Origin of the sequence: Bacteroides sp. AF39-16AC, assembly GCF_003602735.1 — a bacterium.
GTDB classification, from domain to species: Bacteria; Bacteroidota; Bacteroidia; order Bacteroidales; family Bacteroidaceae; genus Bacteroides; species Bacteroides uniformis.
Genome location: NZ_QTLN01000008.1, coordinates 77,581 through 93,275 on the forward strand (window position 1 = coordinate 77,581; position 15,695 = coordinate 93,275).

The following is a 15,695-nucleotide window of genomic DNA, read 5'->3' on the forward strand; positions in this document are numbered from 1 at the left end:
CGAAAAATAGTGGTTAGCGATGAGTGGTTAGTGATGGGTGATTAATGATATGCTGAAAATGCGCAACTTATTAATCACTAATCACTAACCGTTATTCACTATATTTAGTAAGCGCTCTCGAATTCTTTCAAGAAGCGTGTGTCATTTTCAGAGAACATACGAAGGTCTTTCACTTGGTATTTTAAGTTGGTGATGCGTTCGATACCCATACCCAGGGCATATCCGCTATACACTTTGCTGTCTATTCCGTTCAGCTCCAATACATTCGGATCTACCATACCGCATCCCAAAATTTCTACCCAACCCGTGTGCTTGCAGAAGGGGCAGCCCTTGCCGCCGCAGATGTTGCAGCTGATGTCCATTTCGGCACTTGGCTCGGTGAAGGGGAAGTAGGAAGGACGCAGACGAATCTTGGTGTCACTGCCGAACATCTCTTGCGCAAAGAGCAATAAAGCCTGCTTCAGGTCGGTGAAAGATACATTGCGGTCTACGTACAAGGCTTCTACCTGATGGAAGAATGCGTGTGCGCGGTAGCTGATGGCCTCATTACGGTATACACGTCCCGGACAAAGTACGCGGATAGGAGGCTGCGTGGTCTCCATAACACGGCTTTGCACGCTGGATGTGTGTGTGCGAAGAATGATGCTGTGCGATACGTTTTCTGTATCATTTTCGATGAAGAATGTATCCTGCATGTCGCGTGCCGGATGGTCTTCGGCAAAATTCATGGAGGAGAATACGTGCCAGTCGTCTTCCATTTCCGGTCCGTCGGCGATGTTGAATCCCATACGGGCAAATATATCGATGATTTCGTTTCTCACGATGGAAAGCGGATGGCGGGTTCCTAATTCTACCGGGTAGGCTGAACGGGTCAAGTCAATATCGTCACAGCCGGTATCCTGGCTTTCGAATTGTTCCTTCAAGGCGGCAATCTTTTCTTGTGCTTTGTTTTTCAGTTCGTTCAAGCGCATTCCCACCTCTTTTTTCTGTTCGGCGGCTACATTGCGGAAATCTGCCATTAAGTCATTGATGGCTCCTTTTTTACTGAGGTATTTGATGCGGAGTGCCTCTAATTCCTCGGCGTTAGCGGCTTTCAGCGCCTCTACTTCCTGCAGAAGCTGATTGATTTTAGCTATCATATCGTTGTTATCTTATTTATTTTCTAAGTTAAAAACGGTGCAAAGATACAATATTATCATTGTTTTGCCGCCAATTGGGGAAGATTATTTGGTGTCAGTGGTACAAAATTTCATGTGAAGAAGAAATGATAGAGGATGGGAGAAAAAATGATATATATGTAAAAGTCTTCATATTGTTTATGGAAAAAACATAAATGAGCGTTGTTTAGTGACTTTTAAAATATACTTTTCGTATCTTTGCGCCCCGTTTACCGTTCTATGGAGGTAGAACAAACTGGCGGTTGGTATTTATTAACATACGTCAAAGAGAGAGAGTTAACGGAGTAATTGTTGCATTAAAGTTAGAGTTTGAATTGATGAAATTGAAGACAATCCTGCCAGTCGTGGCAGTTGCGGGAGTACTCATGTGTGAGCCTGCCGTATTGTTGCATGCCGGTACATCTGATTTTGCTTCTCCCGAAGCTATGGGATGGTTCCGTAAGAAAAAGAAGAGTGAAACCAAGGACAGCGTTCAATCCAAGAGCGACTACGAGAAATTGACAGGTTCCGGTGCTATTGCCCGCAAGGGAATGTTCAATGTTTACCAGAAGAAGAGCGATTATTACTTTGAAGTGCCGGCAAGGCTGCTGGGATGTGATATGCTGGTAGTAAATAAATTACAGCGTGTTCCTTCCGAACTGAATGAGGCAGGTGTGAACCGTGGTACGAATTACGAAAATCAGATGGTGCGTTTTGAATTGGACAAGGCTGCCAACAAGCTGTTGGTACGTCAGAGCCGTCCTCTTCCGTTGGCGCCGGATGAGGATGCCATACGGCAGTCCGTACTGGATAATTATATTTCTCCGCTGATAGCCGGTTTCAAGATTGAGGCATTCAATAATGACTCTACCATGATAGTGGTCAAGGTCAACGATATTTATGATGGTACAGAGACGAGTATCAATAATGTCTTTACGAATATCAACCTGGGAACTTCGGCCATCAAGAATCTCTCCCGCATTTTATCTATCAAAGCTTTTGAGAACAATGTGGTAGCCACTTCCGAGTTGACAACTAAGGTGACCGAGGGAACAACGACTGTGTTTGTTACGGTCGAAGTCAGTTCCTCTCTGTTGCTGTTGCCGGAGAAACCTATGATGGGACGTCTGGATAGTCCGCGCGTAGGTTACTTTACCAATCCGTTGTTGAATTACAGTGACGGTCAGCAGCGTGTAGACAAGAAACCCTTCATCACCCGCTGGCGTCTGGAACCGAAACCGGAAGACCGGGAGCGTTACCTTCGCGGTGAATTGGTGGAACCGGCCAAGCCGATTGTGTTCTACATCGAGAACTCCACTCCCCGTCGTTGGCGGAAATATATCAAGCAGGGAATCGAGGATTGGCAGGCTGCTTTTGAACGTGCCGGATTCAAGAATGCTATCATAGCCAAGGAACTGACGGACAGCATGAATGTGGATAAGGATGACGTGAACTACTCCGTGCTGACCTACGCCGCCTCCACCAAAGCCAATGCCATGGGCCCCTCTATCCTCGACCCCCGTTCGGGCGAGATATTGGAAGCGGACATCATGTGGTGGCATAATGTGCTGGGCATGCTCCAGGAATGGATTACAGTGCAAACCGGTGTCGTACGTCCCGAAGCAAGAGGAGTAAGGCTGCCGGATGAGCTGATGGGCGATGCCATGCGCTTTGTGGCATGCCACGAGGTGGGGCACTCGTTGGGCTTGCGCCACAATATGATTGCTTCCTGGACTTTTCCGACAGATTCCCTGCGTTCCAAAACATTTACGGATCGTATGAATACCACTTCCTCCTCTATCATGGACTATGCACGTTTCAACTATGTGGCACAGCCGGGTGACGGTGTTACGGCGCTTTCTCCCCATATCGGTCCGTATGATATGTTTGCCATAGAATACGGCTATCGTTGGTATGGTAAAGAAACCCCAGAGGCAGAGAAGGACTTGCTTGCCGACTTCCTGAGCCGTCATACAGACCGTTTATATAAATATAGTGAGGCGCAGGATGTACGTGATGCCGTAGACCCGCGTGCGCAGAATGAAGATTTGGGCGATGATGCTGTCCGCTCATCTCTGCTGGGTATTGAGAACTTGAAGCGTATTGTTCCTCAAATCATCCAATGGACTACTACTGGCGAGAAAGGACAGACTTATGAAGAAGCTTCCCGCCTATACTATGCGGTTATCAACCAATGGAACAATTACCTCTATCATGTATTGGCAAACATCGGTGGTATCTATATAGAAAACACCGTTGTGGGCGACGGACAGAAAACCTATACTTTCGTAGAAAAAGAAAAGCAGCAAGCCGCCCTGAAGTTTCTGCTGGACGAAGTGCTGACCTATCCCAAATGGCTGTTCGACACGGAAGTTGGAGAGTACACTTACTTGCTGCGCAACACTCCACTGGGCGTAGTGGAGAATGCACCGACACAAGTGTTGAAGAATGCCCAATCCTATATCCTTTGGGATTTGCTGGGCAACAACCGCCTGATGCGTATGTTGGAGAACGAATCGGTGAACGGCAAAAAGGCTTTCACGGTGGTAGAGCTGATGGATGGCCTGCATCGCAACATCTTTGCCACTACGGAACGCGGTGCCTTGCCGGACGTCATGACACGCGCCTTGCAGAAGAACTTCGTAGATGCACTGATTACAGCAGCTGCCGAAAGCGAAGGAGTGAAAATAAACAAAAAACTGATGGACAACCACTTCTTGCTGGACCATCAGACTGCCCTTTGCAGCTGTGACGAGCATGCCGGTAAGACTTTGGATGCCGACCGTATGGGTGCACACCGCGAACTGAACTTCTACGGTTCGCAGATAAACCGCGTATCTGATGTCATCTCCGTGAAGCGTGGTGAGTTGCTTCGCATCAAAGAATTGCTCCAAAATCGTCTGGGTGCATCGGATATAGCCACTAAATATCATTATAAGGATTTGATTTTGCGTATCAATACTGCATTAGGAGTAAAGTGATTTTTCTTTTCAATAGAGTATTAATTAATTTTATATGTAACGCATGAAAAAACGTGTATTAATCGTTTTGCTATGCTTTGTAGGAGCTTTGTCATCTGCTTTTGCTGCAGAGAAAAAAGTCCAGGGCGTAGTAATATCTTCAGAGGATAACCTACCGCTTATCGGTGCTTCCGTTTATGTGACTGCGGAAGACTTGAAAAAGGCGGGGAGTGCTCAGACTACAATGGGGGTCATCACTGATGTGGATGGTCAGTTCTCTATCGCTATACCTGCGGGGATAACCCGTTTCTTTTGTAGCTACGTGGGATATGACGTATTGGAAGTGAAGCTTGTTCCGGGAAAGGAACATTATGAAATAACACTTCATGCATCTTCCCAAATGCTCGATGCCGTTGTTGTGACGGGTTACCAGACAGTGGAGCGCCGCAAGCTGACGGCAGCGGTATCCAAACTGGATATATCGGACGAGACCATCGGTGCAGTAAAAAGTATCGACCAGGCACTTGCCGGACAAATTGCCGGACTTTCTGTCAGCCCGACTTCCGGTGCTCCGGGTGCTCCGGCAAAGATACGCATTCGCGGTACTGCTTCATTGAATGGTACACAAGACCCTTTGTGGGTGCTGGACGGCATTCCTTTGGAGGGAACGGATGTTCCCGAACCGGATGAGCTGAATGACATCACCAACATGAAGCAATCTTCCATTGCAGGCCTGAATCCGGCAGATATTGAGAATATCACCATCCTGAAGGATGCGGCAGCCACTGCCATCTATGGTGCGAGGGCAGCCAATGGCGTCATTGTGATTACAACAAAGAAGGGTAAGGTCGGTAAACCGGTTATCAATTTCTCGTCCCGGTTTACCTATACTCCTACATTGAGCCTTGACCGGTTGAACTTGCTGAACTCAGCGGAGAAAGTAGGATTGGAAATGGATATGATCCGTAATAACTATTCTCCGGACAATCATAAAGGAGGCGTATATAATATTCTTTCCAATTACAATGAGTTGTCTGCTTTTCAGAATGGAGGATGGGATGCCTTGAGCAGTGATACACAAGCTGCCATCAACCGTTTGAAGAGTGTTAATACAAACTGGGGAGATATCCTTTTCCGCGATGCTTTCAGCCAGGAATATAACTTGAGCCTTTCCGGCGGTACGGAAAGGGTTACGTATTATACCTCTTTCGGCTATTATAAAGAGGATGGAAATGTGGACGGTGTGGGTATGGACCGTTTCAACTTGGTAGGAAAGACTTCCTATAAGGTGAACAGTATACTGAAAGTGGGTGCCTCCATGTTTGCCAACCGTCGCAAAAATACCAATTATCTGACAGATGCATACGGTATGTCGAATCCCGTGTTCTATTCACGCAAGGCTAATCCGTATTTTGAACTTTATGACAAGAATGGCAACTATAATTACGACTACGATATTCAGAACAACACTGATAAGGATTTAGGATTCAACATCTTTGAAGAACGGCAGAACACGTCTAATGAAAGCGTGGTGAATTCTTTTTCATCTATATTTGATGCGGAGTTACGGTTCAATGACAAGTGGAAGCTGACTTCCCAGTTTGGCTATCAGTTGGAAAAAACTTCCAGAGAAGAAATAGCGGACTGGGAAAGCTATGCCATGCGCTATTACTATAAGTTGAGCGAATACTCCCAAGGTGGAGAAACCAAACACTTTCTGCCCGAAGGAGGTATGCAGAAGTCTTATGAAAACTCCAATTCACAGATTACTTGGAAGGCGATGGGAGAATATCGCGACAGCTTCAATGATATTCATGAACTGGAAGTGATGGCAGGTACCGAACTGCGCAAGACTTGGTACGAAACCTTGTTCTCGGCAGGGTATGGCTTCGACCGCAAGACGTTGACCACCAAGCCGGTGATTTTCCCCAACGAAAGTTACGCCACGTCTTTCCCGCTCCATCAGACGACGTATAAGGAGAATGCTTATGTGTCTTTCTACTCTACGGCCTCCTACTCTTTATTGAATCGCTACACGGTGGGAGGAAGTATCCGTTTTGACGGTTCCGATCTTTTCGGTGTGGATAAGAAGTACCGCTATCTTCCTCTTTATTCTGTCAGTGCCTTGTGGCGTCTGTCACAAGAACCGTTTATGCAGCAGGCCAAGTGGGTAGATAACCTGGTGTTCCGTGCATCTTACGGTCTGCAGGGAAATATTGACAAGAATACTTCTCCGTTCTTGTTGGGTACATATCGGTCGGAGAGTATTTTGCCCGGAGTATCGGAAGATGTAATTATCATTAATTCCGCTCCCAACAAGAAGTTGCGTTGGGAAAAGACGCAGTCTGTCAATGCCGGCTTTGATTTTTCTGTATTGAACCAGGCTATCAATCTGAGCGTGGACTATTATTACCGTAAGGGTACCGATTTGATAGCTTTGCGCATGCTTCCTCTGGAGACGGGCTTTACTTCAATGAACGTCAACTGGGCAAGTATGGAGAACAAAGGTGTGGAAATCAGCTTGTCTACCCGTAACATAACGACAAAAAACTTCTCCTGGTACACAAATTTCAATTTTGCCTATAACGGTAATAAGGTATTGCAGGAAAACATACCGGAGCAGCAGACCACTCCGGGACGTGAAGGCTATCCTGTAGGGGCAATTTTCGCACTGAAGACTGCGGGAGTGAATAAGGAAACCGGTAATATGATGTTCTATAATCCGGAGGGAGAGAAAGTGACCTTGAAGGAGCTTTACCGCCTGAAGGACGAGTGGGGGATAGGTATTGCCTCTTCCGATGTAACTGCAGCCGAAGAGAGAACCTTTTATTCGTATATCGGGAGTAGCGATGCTCCTTATACGGGAGGTTTGATTAATACCTTCAGCTATAAAAACTGGGAGCTGAATGTCAATTTCTCTTTGACGTTTGGCGGGTACGTACGTACGCAACCCTCTTATGACATCATCAATCCGGATTATGGCAAGAACTATAATGCGGATGTGCTGAACCGCTGGACTCCGGAAAACCCGAATGCGGAGCTTCCGGCATTTATGCTGAGTGCTTCCAACCCGGAAGAGTACTCCTGGTATGATTCTAAAACCATCTGGAGAGATTTGGATATCTGGGTGAAGAAGCTGAACTACGTACGTTTGCAGAATCTGCGTCTGGGTTACCGTATCCCTGAGCTCCTGACAAAGCGTTTGGGAATGAACTCGGCAACGGTATCTATTGAAGGACGTAATCTCTTCGTGTTTGGTTCGGGATATAATAACTACATGGATCCGGAGTCGATGTACAATCCTTATGCAACTCCCGTACCCAAGTCGGTTACATTCAGTTTGAACTTGAATTTCTAACTTCAAAAGCAGAAAGAAAATGAAGAAAACAATAAGTCTGATGATAATGGCCTGCATGCTTCTGCTTGCGGCATGCGACAACTATCTGGATATACAGCCTACCGGTAGTGTCATTCCCAATTCTTTGGCTGAGTATAGAGCCTTGCTTGCCCGTTCTTATAAGGACGTGAGTAAATTCAGTGACCGGGGAATGGCTTGTTTCCGTTCCGACGAGATGCAGGTTCGGGATAATGAATATGACCAAAATTATTATATGGATATAGAGCGCTGGAACGACCTTGCTCCCAATGCCTATACCTCATCGTTTGAATGGGCCAAGTATTACAATGTGCTTTTTATTGCCAATCACGTTATTGAGAGCAGAAGTGATATTAAGGAAGGCACTGAGGAAGAGATAAATCAGCTTGTAGGAGAAGCGTATATGCTCCGTGCTTATGTACATTTCTTATTGGTAAATCTTTATGGACAGCCCTATACTAAGGAGGGAGCTTTGGATACCAAATCGGTACCGCTGAAATTGGATACGGATTTAGAGAAAGTCCTGAAACGCAATACGGTGGAAGAAGTTTATACTTCCATCCAAGCAGATATTGACGAGGCACGCAAACTGGTCATGAAGGCAGAATGGGAACAGAGATATTCATATCGTTTCAATGCGGCTTCGGTAGAGGCGTTTCAATCACGCGTATCCCTTTATAAGGGCGAGTGGCAGGCGGCTTGGGATGCTGCTGAGGCAGTGCTTGCCGTGAAGTCTGTATTGGTAGATTTGAATGATGCCGCTGCAACTCTTCCTAACAGTTATAATTCCGTGGAAAATATTACTCCACTGGAGACACCTCTGAGCAGTACAATCAATGGGGCTGCTCTGGCTACTCCGGTTTTTCTCTCCCTTTATGCTGAGAACGACCTTCGGCTGGACAAATATTTTGCTGAAACGGATGAAAAAGGTTTCCGGAAGAATAAGAAGGCGGGAAGCAATAACTACTTGTGTACTTTCCGTGTGGGTGAAATATATCTGACGGCTGCTGAGGCTGCTGCCCGACTTGGAGAACTGTCTCAAGCACGTACTCGCCTGCTGGAACTGATGCGGAAACGTTATGCACCGGAGGCCTACGAAGCGAAATCCGTTGTTGTCAATGCCATGGATAAGGAAGCGTTGGTACAGGAAATATTAGATGAACGTGCCCGTGAACTTGCTTTTGAAGGACATCGCTGGTTTGACCTTCGTCGTTCCACCCGTCCGCGTTTGGAGAAAGTGCTTGATGGTACGCGTTATGTACTCGAAGAGAATGATGCCCGCTATACATTGGCCATTCCGAAAGAAGCCATAGAAACCAATCCGGGATTGCTGAACTGATAAAGATAAAACTCCCCGATTCTGTATTGACGAGAATCGGGGAGTTTTGTCTTTATGTGGATTGGATATGTATTTTTTACGTACCTTTGCACCGTTTTTTGTAATAGACAGTATAAGATGATACAGAATCAGAGACCTCCTATCCGTAGAATTGCTTTTCCTATTCTTATAGCATTGAGTATTTCGCATTGTTTGAACGATATGCTGCAATCGGTTATTTCGGCAGTATACCCTTTGTTCAAGGAGGATTTATCCTTGAGTTTTGCCCAGATTGGTCTGATTACGTTAGTGTATCAGATGTCGGCGTCCGTGTTTCAGCCTCTAATGGGATTGTTCTTTGATAAGCGCCCCATTGCCTGGTCATTGCCGATAGGTATGGGCTTTACTTTGGTCGGTATCATGAATCTGGCTTTTGCTACTAATCTGTATTGGTTGCTGGCTTCGGTATTCATTGTGGGTATCGGTTCGTCTGTACTCCATCCGGAGGCGTCACGTATTACTTTTCTGGCTTCCGGCGGAAAACGCGGACTGGCGCAGTCTCTGTTTCAAGTGGGTGGGAATTTGGGAGGCTCGCTTGGACCGTTACTGGTGGCTTTGCTGGTAGCTCCTTACGGGAGGCATCACATTGCCTTGTTCACGGTTTTTGCCTTGATTGCCATCGTGGTGATGATTCCTATATGTCGTTGGTTCCGTTCCTACTTGAACCACATCAAGAAACGCCCGATGCTTGTGGCAGGAAAGATAGAACGCCCTCTTTCCTCAAAGATGACGGTGTTTGCCATAAGTATTCTGCTGATACTTATCTTCTCCAAATATATCTATATGGCAAGTTTGACGAGCTACTATACATTCTATCTGATCCATAAATTTGGTGTTACTGTTCAGGCTTCACAGCTTTTCTTGTTTGTCTTCCTGGTAGCCACTGCCATCGGAACATTGGTGGGAGGTCCCGTAGGTGACAGGGTAGGACGTAAATATGTCATCTGGGCTTCCATTCTTGGAACGGCTCCATTTAGTATGATGATGCCTCACGTAGGGCTTGCATGGACAGTAGTGCTGAGCTTCTGTGTCGGTCTGATGCTTTCTTCCGCTTTTCCTGCCATATTGCTGTACGCCCAGGAATTGCTACCCAATAAGCTGGGGTTGATTTCCGGGTTGTTCTTTGGTTTCGCTTTTGGAATTGCCGGTATTGCTTCGGCTGTATTGGGAGGCATGGCTGATAAATATGGTATAGAGGCTGTTTATAATGTATGTGCCTTTATGCCTTTGTTGGGGTTGGTGGCTTGCTTTCTGCCTAATTTGAAGAGGAGATAAAGTTTTTTTATTCCCATTGTCAGCCATACGGAAAGAACGAAAGGTGCGGTCAATGTAATAATTCCCCAACTCATTCCCACAATTTGCAATACAACAGAGAGTAAAACGGAACATACAGCCCATATAAGCTCATCCAGCTTTTACCTCCTAAAGCAATGGCACACAATACGCCATTATATCCCATCAGGCCTATATTCAAAGCTTCGGAATCTGCTCCCAATAATATGGCTAGGGGGAGGGGGAGAAGTACCCCCAATATGGTATATACTGCTGCATTCCGAGAATTCACGAGAATGCCTGCAAGGAAAAATAGTCCGGTCATTATGTTTCCTTGAAACATCACCTGGCCTATACTCATACTGAAACATTGTAAGTAATTTATGGAGGAAGAAGCAGGTGTTTCTGTATCAGAGACGAGTAGCATGTCAGGCATCAGCCAACTGCACAATCCCAGCAGCATCCATACAGAAAGGATAAAAAGGGTAGTGAATCCGGGCAACATGCGTTGCATGTTGAAAAACCGTGCAATGTAGGTAGATGCACACGAGGCAATAGCCATTAGTATCAAGGAATTTACAGTCAGATGCATAAAGACCCCTACGGCTATTCCTACCAGTGTACCGTTAAAACCATATAATCCATTTTTTATATCATCACGGTCATATCCTGAGATACGGCCTGTCGATGTACTTATTATGTTGCCACTTACAGCCAATAGGCCCATTTGCCATGAATTCAAAAAGATTCCAATCAGCATCAATAATCCGGACAATGCATTGTTTTGGAACATGACTTGCCCTATGCCACGTCCTAAAATAAGTAATGACTTGTGTGTAAAAGCTTCTTTCATGAGTTGTCGAATGAAAATGGACTATATGTAAATTTATAGCTCGTTAATACGTACAAAAAAAACGATTAGACTAATCTAACCGTTTTAATTTTTGTGGAGCGTATGAGACTCGAACTCATCACCTCGACACTGCCAGTGTCGCGCTCTAGCCAGATGAGCTAACGCCCCGTTGCCAACGTTTGCAGGCTTGCTTTCGTTTTTGATGGTGCAAATATAATGCATTATTCTGAAATAATTGCTATGTTTGCGAAAGAATTTGAAAAAATAAGTTATGCTGATATATAATACCACTTATCATGTAGAGGAAGGAGAAGACAAAAACTTCCTGATATGGATGCAGGAACACTATCTTCCCGAGGTAGAAAAGAACGGAACATTGTATGCTCCACGTATAGCCCGTATCTTGAGTCATATTGAAGAAGGAAGCATCTGCTATTCTGTTCAGTTTGAGGTGGAAAACTCTGCCAAACTGCATCGTTGGCATCAAGAGCAAGGAGTGAAACTGAACGAGGAATTACTGAATATCTTTAAAGATAAAGTGATTGGCTTTCCTACATTGATGGAGGTAATAGTGTGATACAACCGGTCAAAGAGAAAATAATATTGGGTATAGACCCTGGTACCACCATTATGGGGTATGGAGTATTGCGTGTGGCAGGTGTCAAGCCGGAAATGATAGCCATGGGAATTATCGACCTCCGCAAATTTGGAGACCACTATCTGAAGTTACGCCATATTCATGAACGGGTACTGAGTATCATAGAGAGTTATTTGCCTGACGAGCTCGCTATTGAGGCCCCTTTCTTCGGAAAGAATGTACAGTCCATGTTGAAGTTGGGGCGTGCGCAAGGCGTAGCAATGGCAGCTGCTTTGAGCAGGGATATTCCCATTACGGAATATGCTCCTTTAAAAATAAAGATGGCTATCACCGGAAACGGACAAGCATCCAAGGAACAGGTGGCGGACATGTTGCAGCGTATGCTGCATTTTCCTAAAGAGGATATGCCTACTTTTATGGATGCAACGGACGGGCTTGCTGCTGCCTATTGTCACTTTCTGCAGATGGGGCGTCCCACGGTGGAGAAAGGCTATCATGGCTGGAAAGACTTTATTGCCAAAAATCCGGATAAGGTGAAGAAGTGATAAGAATTGAAATGTAGAATCTAAAAATAATATCATGAAATTGAATGAACTTGCTATCATTGGAGTGGCTGCAACGACGATTGTAAGCTGCACTCCCGCGAAGACGGAGTATGCTTCGTACGAACTTTACCCTGTCCGTTCGGGTAGTCTGACAGAGATGGAATATACACCTGCTGCCACGCAATTCACATTGTGGGCACCTACGGCAGATGAAGTTCGCCTGATGTTGTTCGAAGCAGGAGATGGAGGGCATGCCTATGAAACTATTTCAATGGAACCCTCTGAAGAAGGAACTTGGAAAACTAAAGTTGAAAAGGACTTGATGGGTAAATTCTACACATTCAATGTGAAAATCAATGATAAGTGGCTGGGGGATACTCCGGGTATCAATGCCAAAGCTGTAGGGGTGAATGGAAAACGTGCCGCCATCATCGACATGAAATCCACGGACCCCGAAGGATGGGCAGATGATAAACGTCCGGCATTGGCCTCTCCTGCCGATGTGATTCTTTATGAAATGCACCATCGTGATATGTCCATCGAACCGTCGTCGGGCATTGAGCATAAAGGAAAGTTCCTGGCACTGACAGAACAAGGAACGGTAAGTCCCGACAAGCTGGCAACCGGCATTGACCATCTGAAAGAATTGGGGGTGACACATGTACATCTCCTTCCGTCTTATGACTATGCCTCCGTTGATGAGACAAAGCTGGACGAGAACAAGTATAATTGGGGATATGATCCGCAGAATTACAATGTGCCTGATGGCTCTTATTCTACCGACCCCTACAAACCGGATGTTCGTATCCGGGAATTCAAGCAGATGGTGCAGGCTTTGCACAAAGCAGGTATCCGTGTTGTTCTGGATGTGGTGTATAACCATACTTTCAATACATCCGACAGTAATTTTGAACGTACAGTGCCGGGATACTTTTACCGTCAGCGACCAGACGGAACGTATGCAGACGGTTCGGCTTGTGGCAATGAAACTGCCAGCAACCGTCCGATGATGCGTAAATACATGATAGAGTCTGTATTACATTGGATTAATGAATATCACATTGACGGATTCCGTTTTGACCTGATGGGTATTCATGACATCGAGACAATGAACGAAATCCGTAAGGCGGCAACGTCTGTAGATCCGACTATATTTATATATGGTGAAGGATGGGCGGCATCGGCTCCACAGATGGCGGAAGATTCTCTGGCAATGAAAGCCAATACTTATAAGATGCCGGGTGTTGCTGCTTTCTCTGACGAAATGCGTGATGCTTTACGCGGTCCGTTTAATGACAATCATCAAGGTGCTTTCCTTGCTGGATTGCCGGGAGGAGAGGAGAGCATAAAGTTTGGTATTGTAGGAGCCATCAGGCATCCGCAAGTAAATAATGACTCTGTGAATTATAGTAAGGCTCCGTGGGCGGAACAACCTACACAGATGATCAGCTATGTTTCCTGCCATGATGATATGTGCTTGGTGGATAGGCTGAAAGCAAGTATCCCGGGTATTACTCCCGTAGAATTGGCAAAGCTTGACAAACTGGCGCAAACAGCCGTATTCACTTCCCAAGGTGTACCGTTTATTTATGCCGGTGAGGAAGTGATGCGTGACAAGAAGGGAGTACACAATAGTTTTGAGAGTCCCGATTCCATCAATGCGATTGATTGGAGACGAAAGGCGGAGCATGCAGATGTATTTGCTTATTATAAAGGGTTGATACAGCTTCGTAAGAAGCATCCGGCTTTCCGTATGGGTGATGCGGATTTGGTGCGTAAGCATTTGGAATTTCTACCGGTTGACGGCAGCAATGTGGTGGTTTACCGTCTGAAAGAAAATGCCAACGGTGATGCATGGGGAGATATTATACTAGTCTTGAATGCCCGTAAGGAGCCTGCCAAACTTACCGTACCCGAAGGTAAATATACAGTGGTCTGCAAGGATGGCTTTATCAATGAACAAGGTTTGGGCACACTGTACGGCCCCGAAGTTGTTGTTCCGGCCCAATCGGCACTGATTATGTATAAATGATGATTGGATGATGCAACAACATACAATACACATAGCGGGGGGCGTAGTACGCAACCCGCTTGTTCGTTTGACAGAGCCTGTCACCCTTGATTTCCTGGCAGGAGAACACATTGCCATTGTAGGACCGAACGGAGCCGGAAAGAGCCTCCTGGTGGATATGCTGACGGAAAAGTATCCTTTGCGTGATGGTGAGCTTACCTATGATTTCTCTCCCTCCCTCACGAAAACTGCCTATGACAATATCAAATACATTGCTTTCCGTGATACTTACGGTTCTGCCGATGCCAATTATTACTATCAACAGCGTTGGAATGCCCACGACCAGGAGGATGCTCCGCTAGTACGCGAAGTGCTGGGAGAGGTAAAAGACGATGTCTTGAGGCGGCAGCTATTTGAACTTTTCAGCATAGAGCCGATGCTTGACAAGAAAATCATTCTTCTCAGCAGTGGGGAGCTGCGCAGGTTTCAGTTGACTAAAGCTTTACTGACTGTTCCCCGAATTCTTATCATGGACAATCCTTTCATAGGGCTGGATGCGCCTACCCGTGAACTGCTTTTTAATTTGCTGGAGCGGCTTACCCGGCTGGGCGAGTTGCAGATTGTCCTTGTGCTTTCCATGTTGGATGACATACCTTCATTTATTACACATGTTGTGCCGGTAGAGGACATGAAGGTGGGCGAAAAGATGGAACGTGAGGAGTATGTGCAGGCATTCTGTGCGGGCAATCAGATGCGTATTCAGGAAGAGGCCGGAGCGTTGGAGGAATTGCAGCGGTGTATTCTCGATTTGCCCTACGAACATGCGAATTTCACTTCGGACGAAGTGGTGAAATTGAACGGGGTTAGCATCCGTTACGATGACCGTACCATTCTGAAGGAGCTGGATTGGACAGTGATGCGTGGTGAGAAGTGGGCGCTGAGTGGCGAGAACGGTGCCGGCAAGTCTACCTTGCTTAGTTTGGTTTGTGCGGATAATCCGCAGTCATACGCCTGCGATATCAGTCTTTTCGGACGGAAGCGCGGAACGGGGGAGAGTATTTGGGAAATCAAGAAACACATCGGTTATGTCAGTCCGGAAATGCATCGTGCTTATCTGAAGAATCTGCCTGCCATAGAGATTGTCGCTTCCGGTCTGCACGACAGCATCGGATTGTATAAACGTCCTCATGCCGAACAGATGTCGGTATGTGAGTGGTGGATGGAGATTTTCGGTATTGCCGCCTTGAAAGACAGTCCTTTTCTGCAACTCTCCAGCGGGGAACAGCGTCTGGCATTATTGGCACGTGCTTTTGTCAAGGACCCGGAACTGCTGATATTGGATGAACCGCTTCATGGACTCGATACATACAACCGCCGTCGGGTCAAGAAGATTATAGAGGCATTCTGCCATCGTCGGGATAAAACGATGATTATGGTAACCCACTATGAGAATGAATTGCCGCAAACAATTACTAACCGTTTATTCTTGAAGCGAAACCGCTGACCAGATAATAATTAGTCAAGCAAAGATAATAAAGGACTAGC

The 15,695-nt window shown here is 46.0% G+C and carries 9 protein-coding genes, 1 tRNA gene and 1 pseudogene; 8 read left to right on the plus strand and 3 right to left on the minus strand.

Going from position 1 to position 15,695, the window contains the following annotated elements; genetic code table 11:
* Positions 1 to 104: 104 nt before the first annotated feature.
* Positions 105 to 1,139 carry a phenylalanine--tRNA ligase subunit alpha gene (pheS, locus tag DW039_RS08940; protein ID WP_016273196.1) on the minus strand — a complete coding sequence of 345 codons (1,035 nt, stop codon included), beginning with the start codon at positions 1,137 to 1,139 and terminating at the stop codon, positions 105 to 107.
* Positions 1,140 to 1,495: 356 nt separating this feature from the next.
* Here pheS and DW039_RS08945 point away from each other — a divergent pair, with 356 nt between their 5' ends.
* The 4 genes from DW039_RS08945 to DW039_RS08960 all read left to right on the plus strand — a co-directional run bounded on the left by DW039_RS08945 (position 1,496) and on the right by DW039_RS08960 (position 10,146).
* Positions 1,496 to 4,138 (plus strand): zinc-dependent metalloprotease, encoded by a 2,643-nt coding sequence (locus DW039_RS08945; RefSeq protein ID WP_117703703.1) that lies wholly within the window; start codon positions 1,496 to 1,498, stop codon positions 4,136 to 4,138.
* A gap of 43 nt (positions 4,139 to 4,181) precedes the next feature.
* Entirely contained in the window at positions 4,182 to 7,475 is a 3,294-nt protein-coding gene (locus DW039_RS08950) for a SusC/RagA family TonB-linked outer membrane protein (RefSeq protein ID WP_005826375.1), read from the plus strand.
* A gap of 19 nt (positions 7,476 to 7,494) precedes the next feature.
* Positions 7,495 to 8,832, plus strand: a complete 1,338-nt coding sequence (locus DW039_RS08955; RefSeq protein WP_120381873.1) for a RagB/SusD family nutrient uptake outer membrane protein — start codon at positions 7,495 to 7,497, stop codon at positions 8,830 to 8,832.
* Between the two features lie 117 nt (positions 8,833 to 8,949).
* The gene (locus tag DW039_RS08960) at positions 8,950 to 10,146 is read left to right on the plus strand and encodes an MFS transporter (RefSeq protein WP_005826377.1); all 1,197 of its coding nucleotides are present in this window, start codon (positions 8,950 to 8,952) and stop codon (positions 10,144 to 10,146) included.
* Here DW039_RS08960 and DW039_RS08965 read toward each other — a convergent pair.
* Both DW039_RS08965 and DW039_RS08970 read right to left on the minus strand, forming a co-directional pair.
* Positions 10,074 to 10,996: pseudogene (locus tag DW039_RS08965) on the minus strand (urea transporter). The gene DW039_RS08960 and the pseudogene DW039_RS08965 overlap by 73 nt on opposite strands.
* 94 nt (positions 10,997 to 11,090) lie before the next feature.
* Positions 11,091 to 11,164, minus strand: a tRNA-Ala gene (locus DW039_RS08970).
* Positions 11,165 to 11,267: 103 nt separating this feature from the next.
* Here DW039_RS08970 and DW039_RS08975 point away from each other — a divergent pair.
* The 4 genes from DW039_RS08975 to DW039_RS08990 are packed head-to-tail and all read left to right on the plus strand — an operon-like array spanning position 11,268 to position 15,654.
* On the plus strand, positions 11,268 to 11,573 hold the full coding sequence (locus DW039_RS08975; RefSeq protein ID WP_005826379.1) for a DUF4286 family protein: 306 nt from the start codon (positions 11,268 to 11,270) through the stop codon (positions 11,571 to 11,573).
* The gene (ruvC, locus tag DW039_RS08980) at positions 11,570 to 12,139 is read left to right on the plus strand and encodes a crossover junction endodeoxyribonuclease RuvC (protein ID WP_005826381.1); all 570 of its coding nucleotides are present in this window, start codon (positions 11,570 to 11,572) and stop codon (positions 12,137 to 12,139) included. Before DW039_RS08975 ends, ruvC begins: the two co-directional genes overlap by 4 nt.
* Positions 12,140 to 12,173: 34 nt before the next feature.
* Positions 12,174 to 14,171: a type I pullulanase gene (pulA, locus tag DW039_RS08985; RefSeq protein WP_035449519.1), complete on the plus strand. Its 1,998-nt coding sequence runs from the start codon at positions 12,174 to 12,176 to the stop codon at positions 14,169 to 14,171.
* Positions 14,172 to 14,181: 10 nt separating this feature from the next.
* Complete coding sequence (locus tag DW039_RS08990; protein ID WP_034532826.1) at positions 14,182 to 15,654, plus strand: ATP-binding cassette domain-containing protein; 1,473 nt, start codon at positions 14,182 to 14,184, stop codon at positions 15,652 to 15,654.
* Positions 15,655 to 15,695 lie beyond the last annotated feature (41 nt).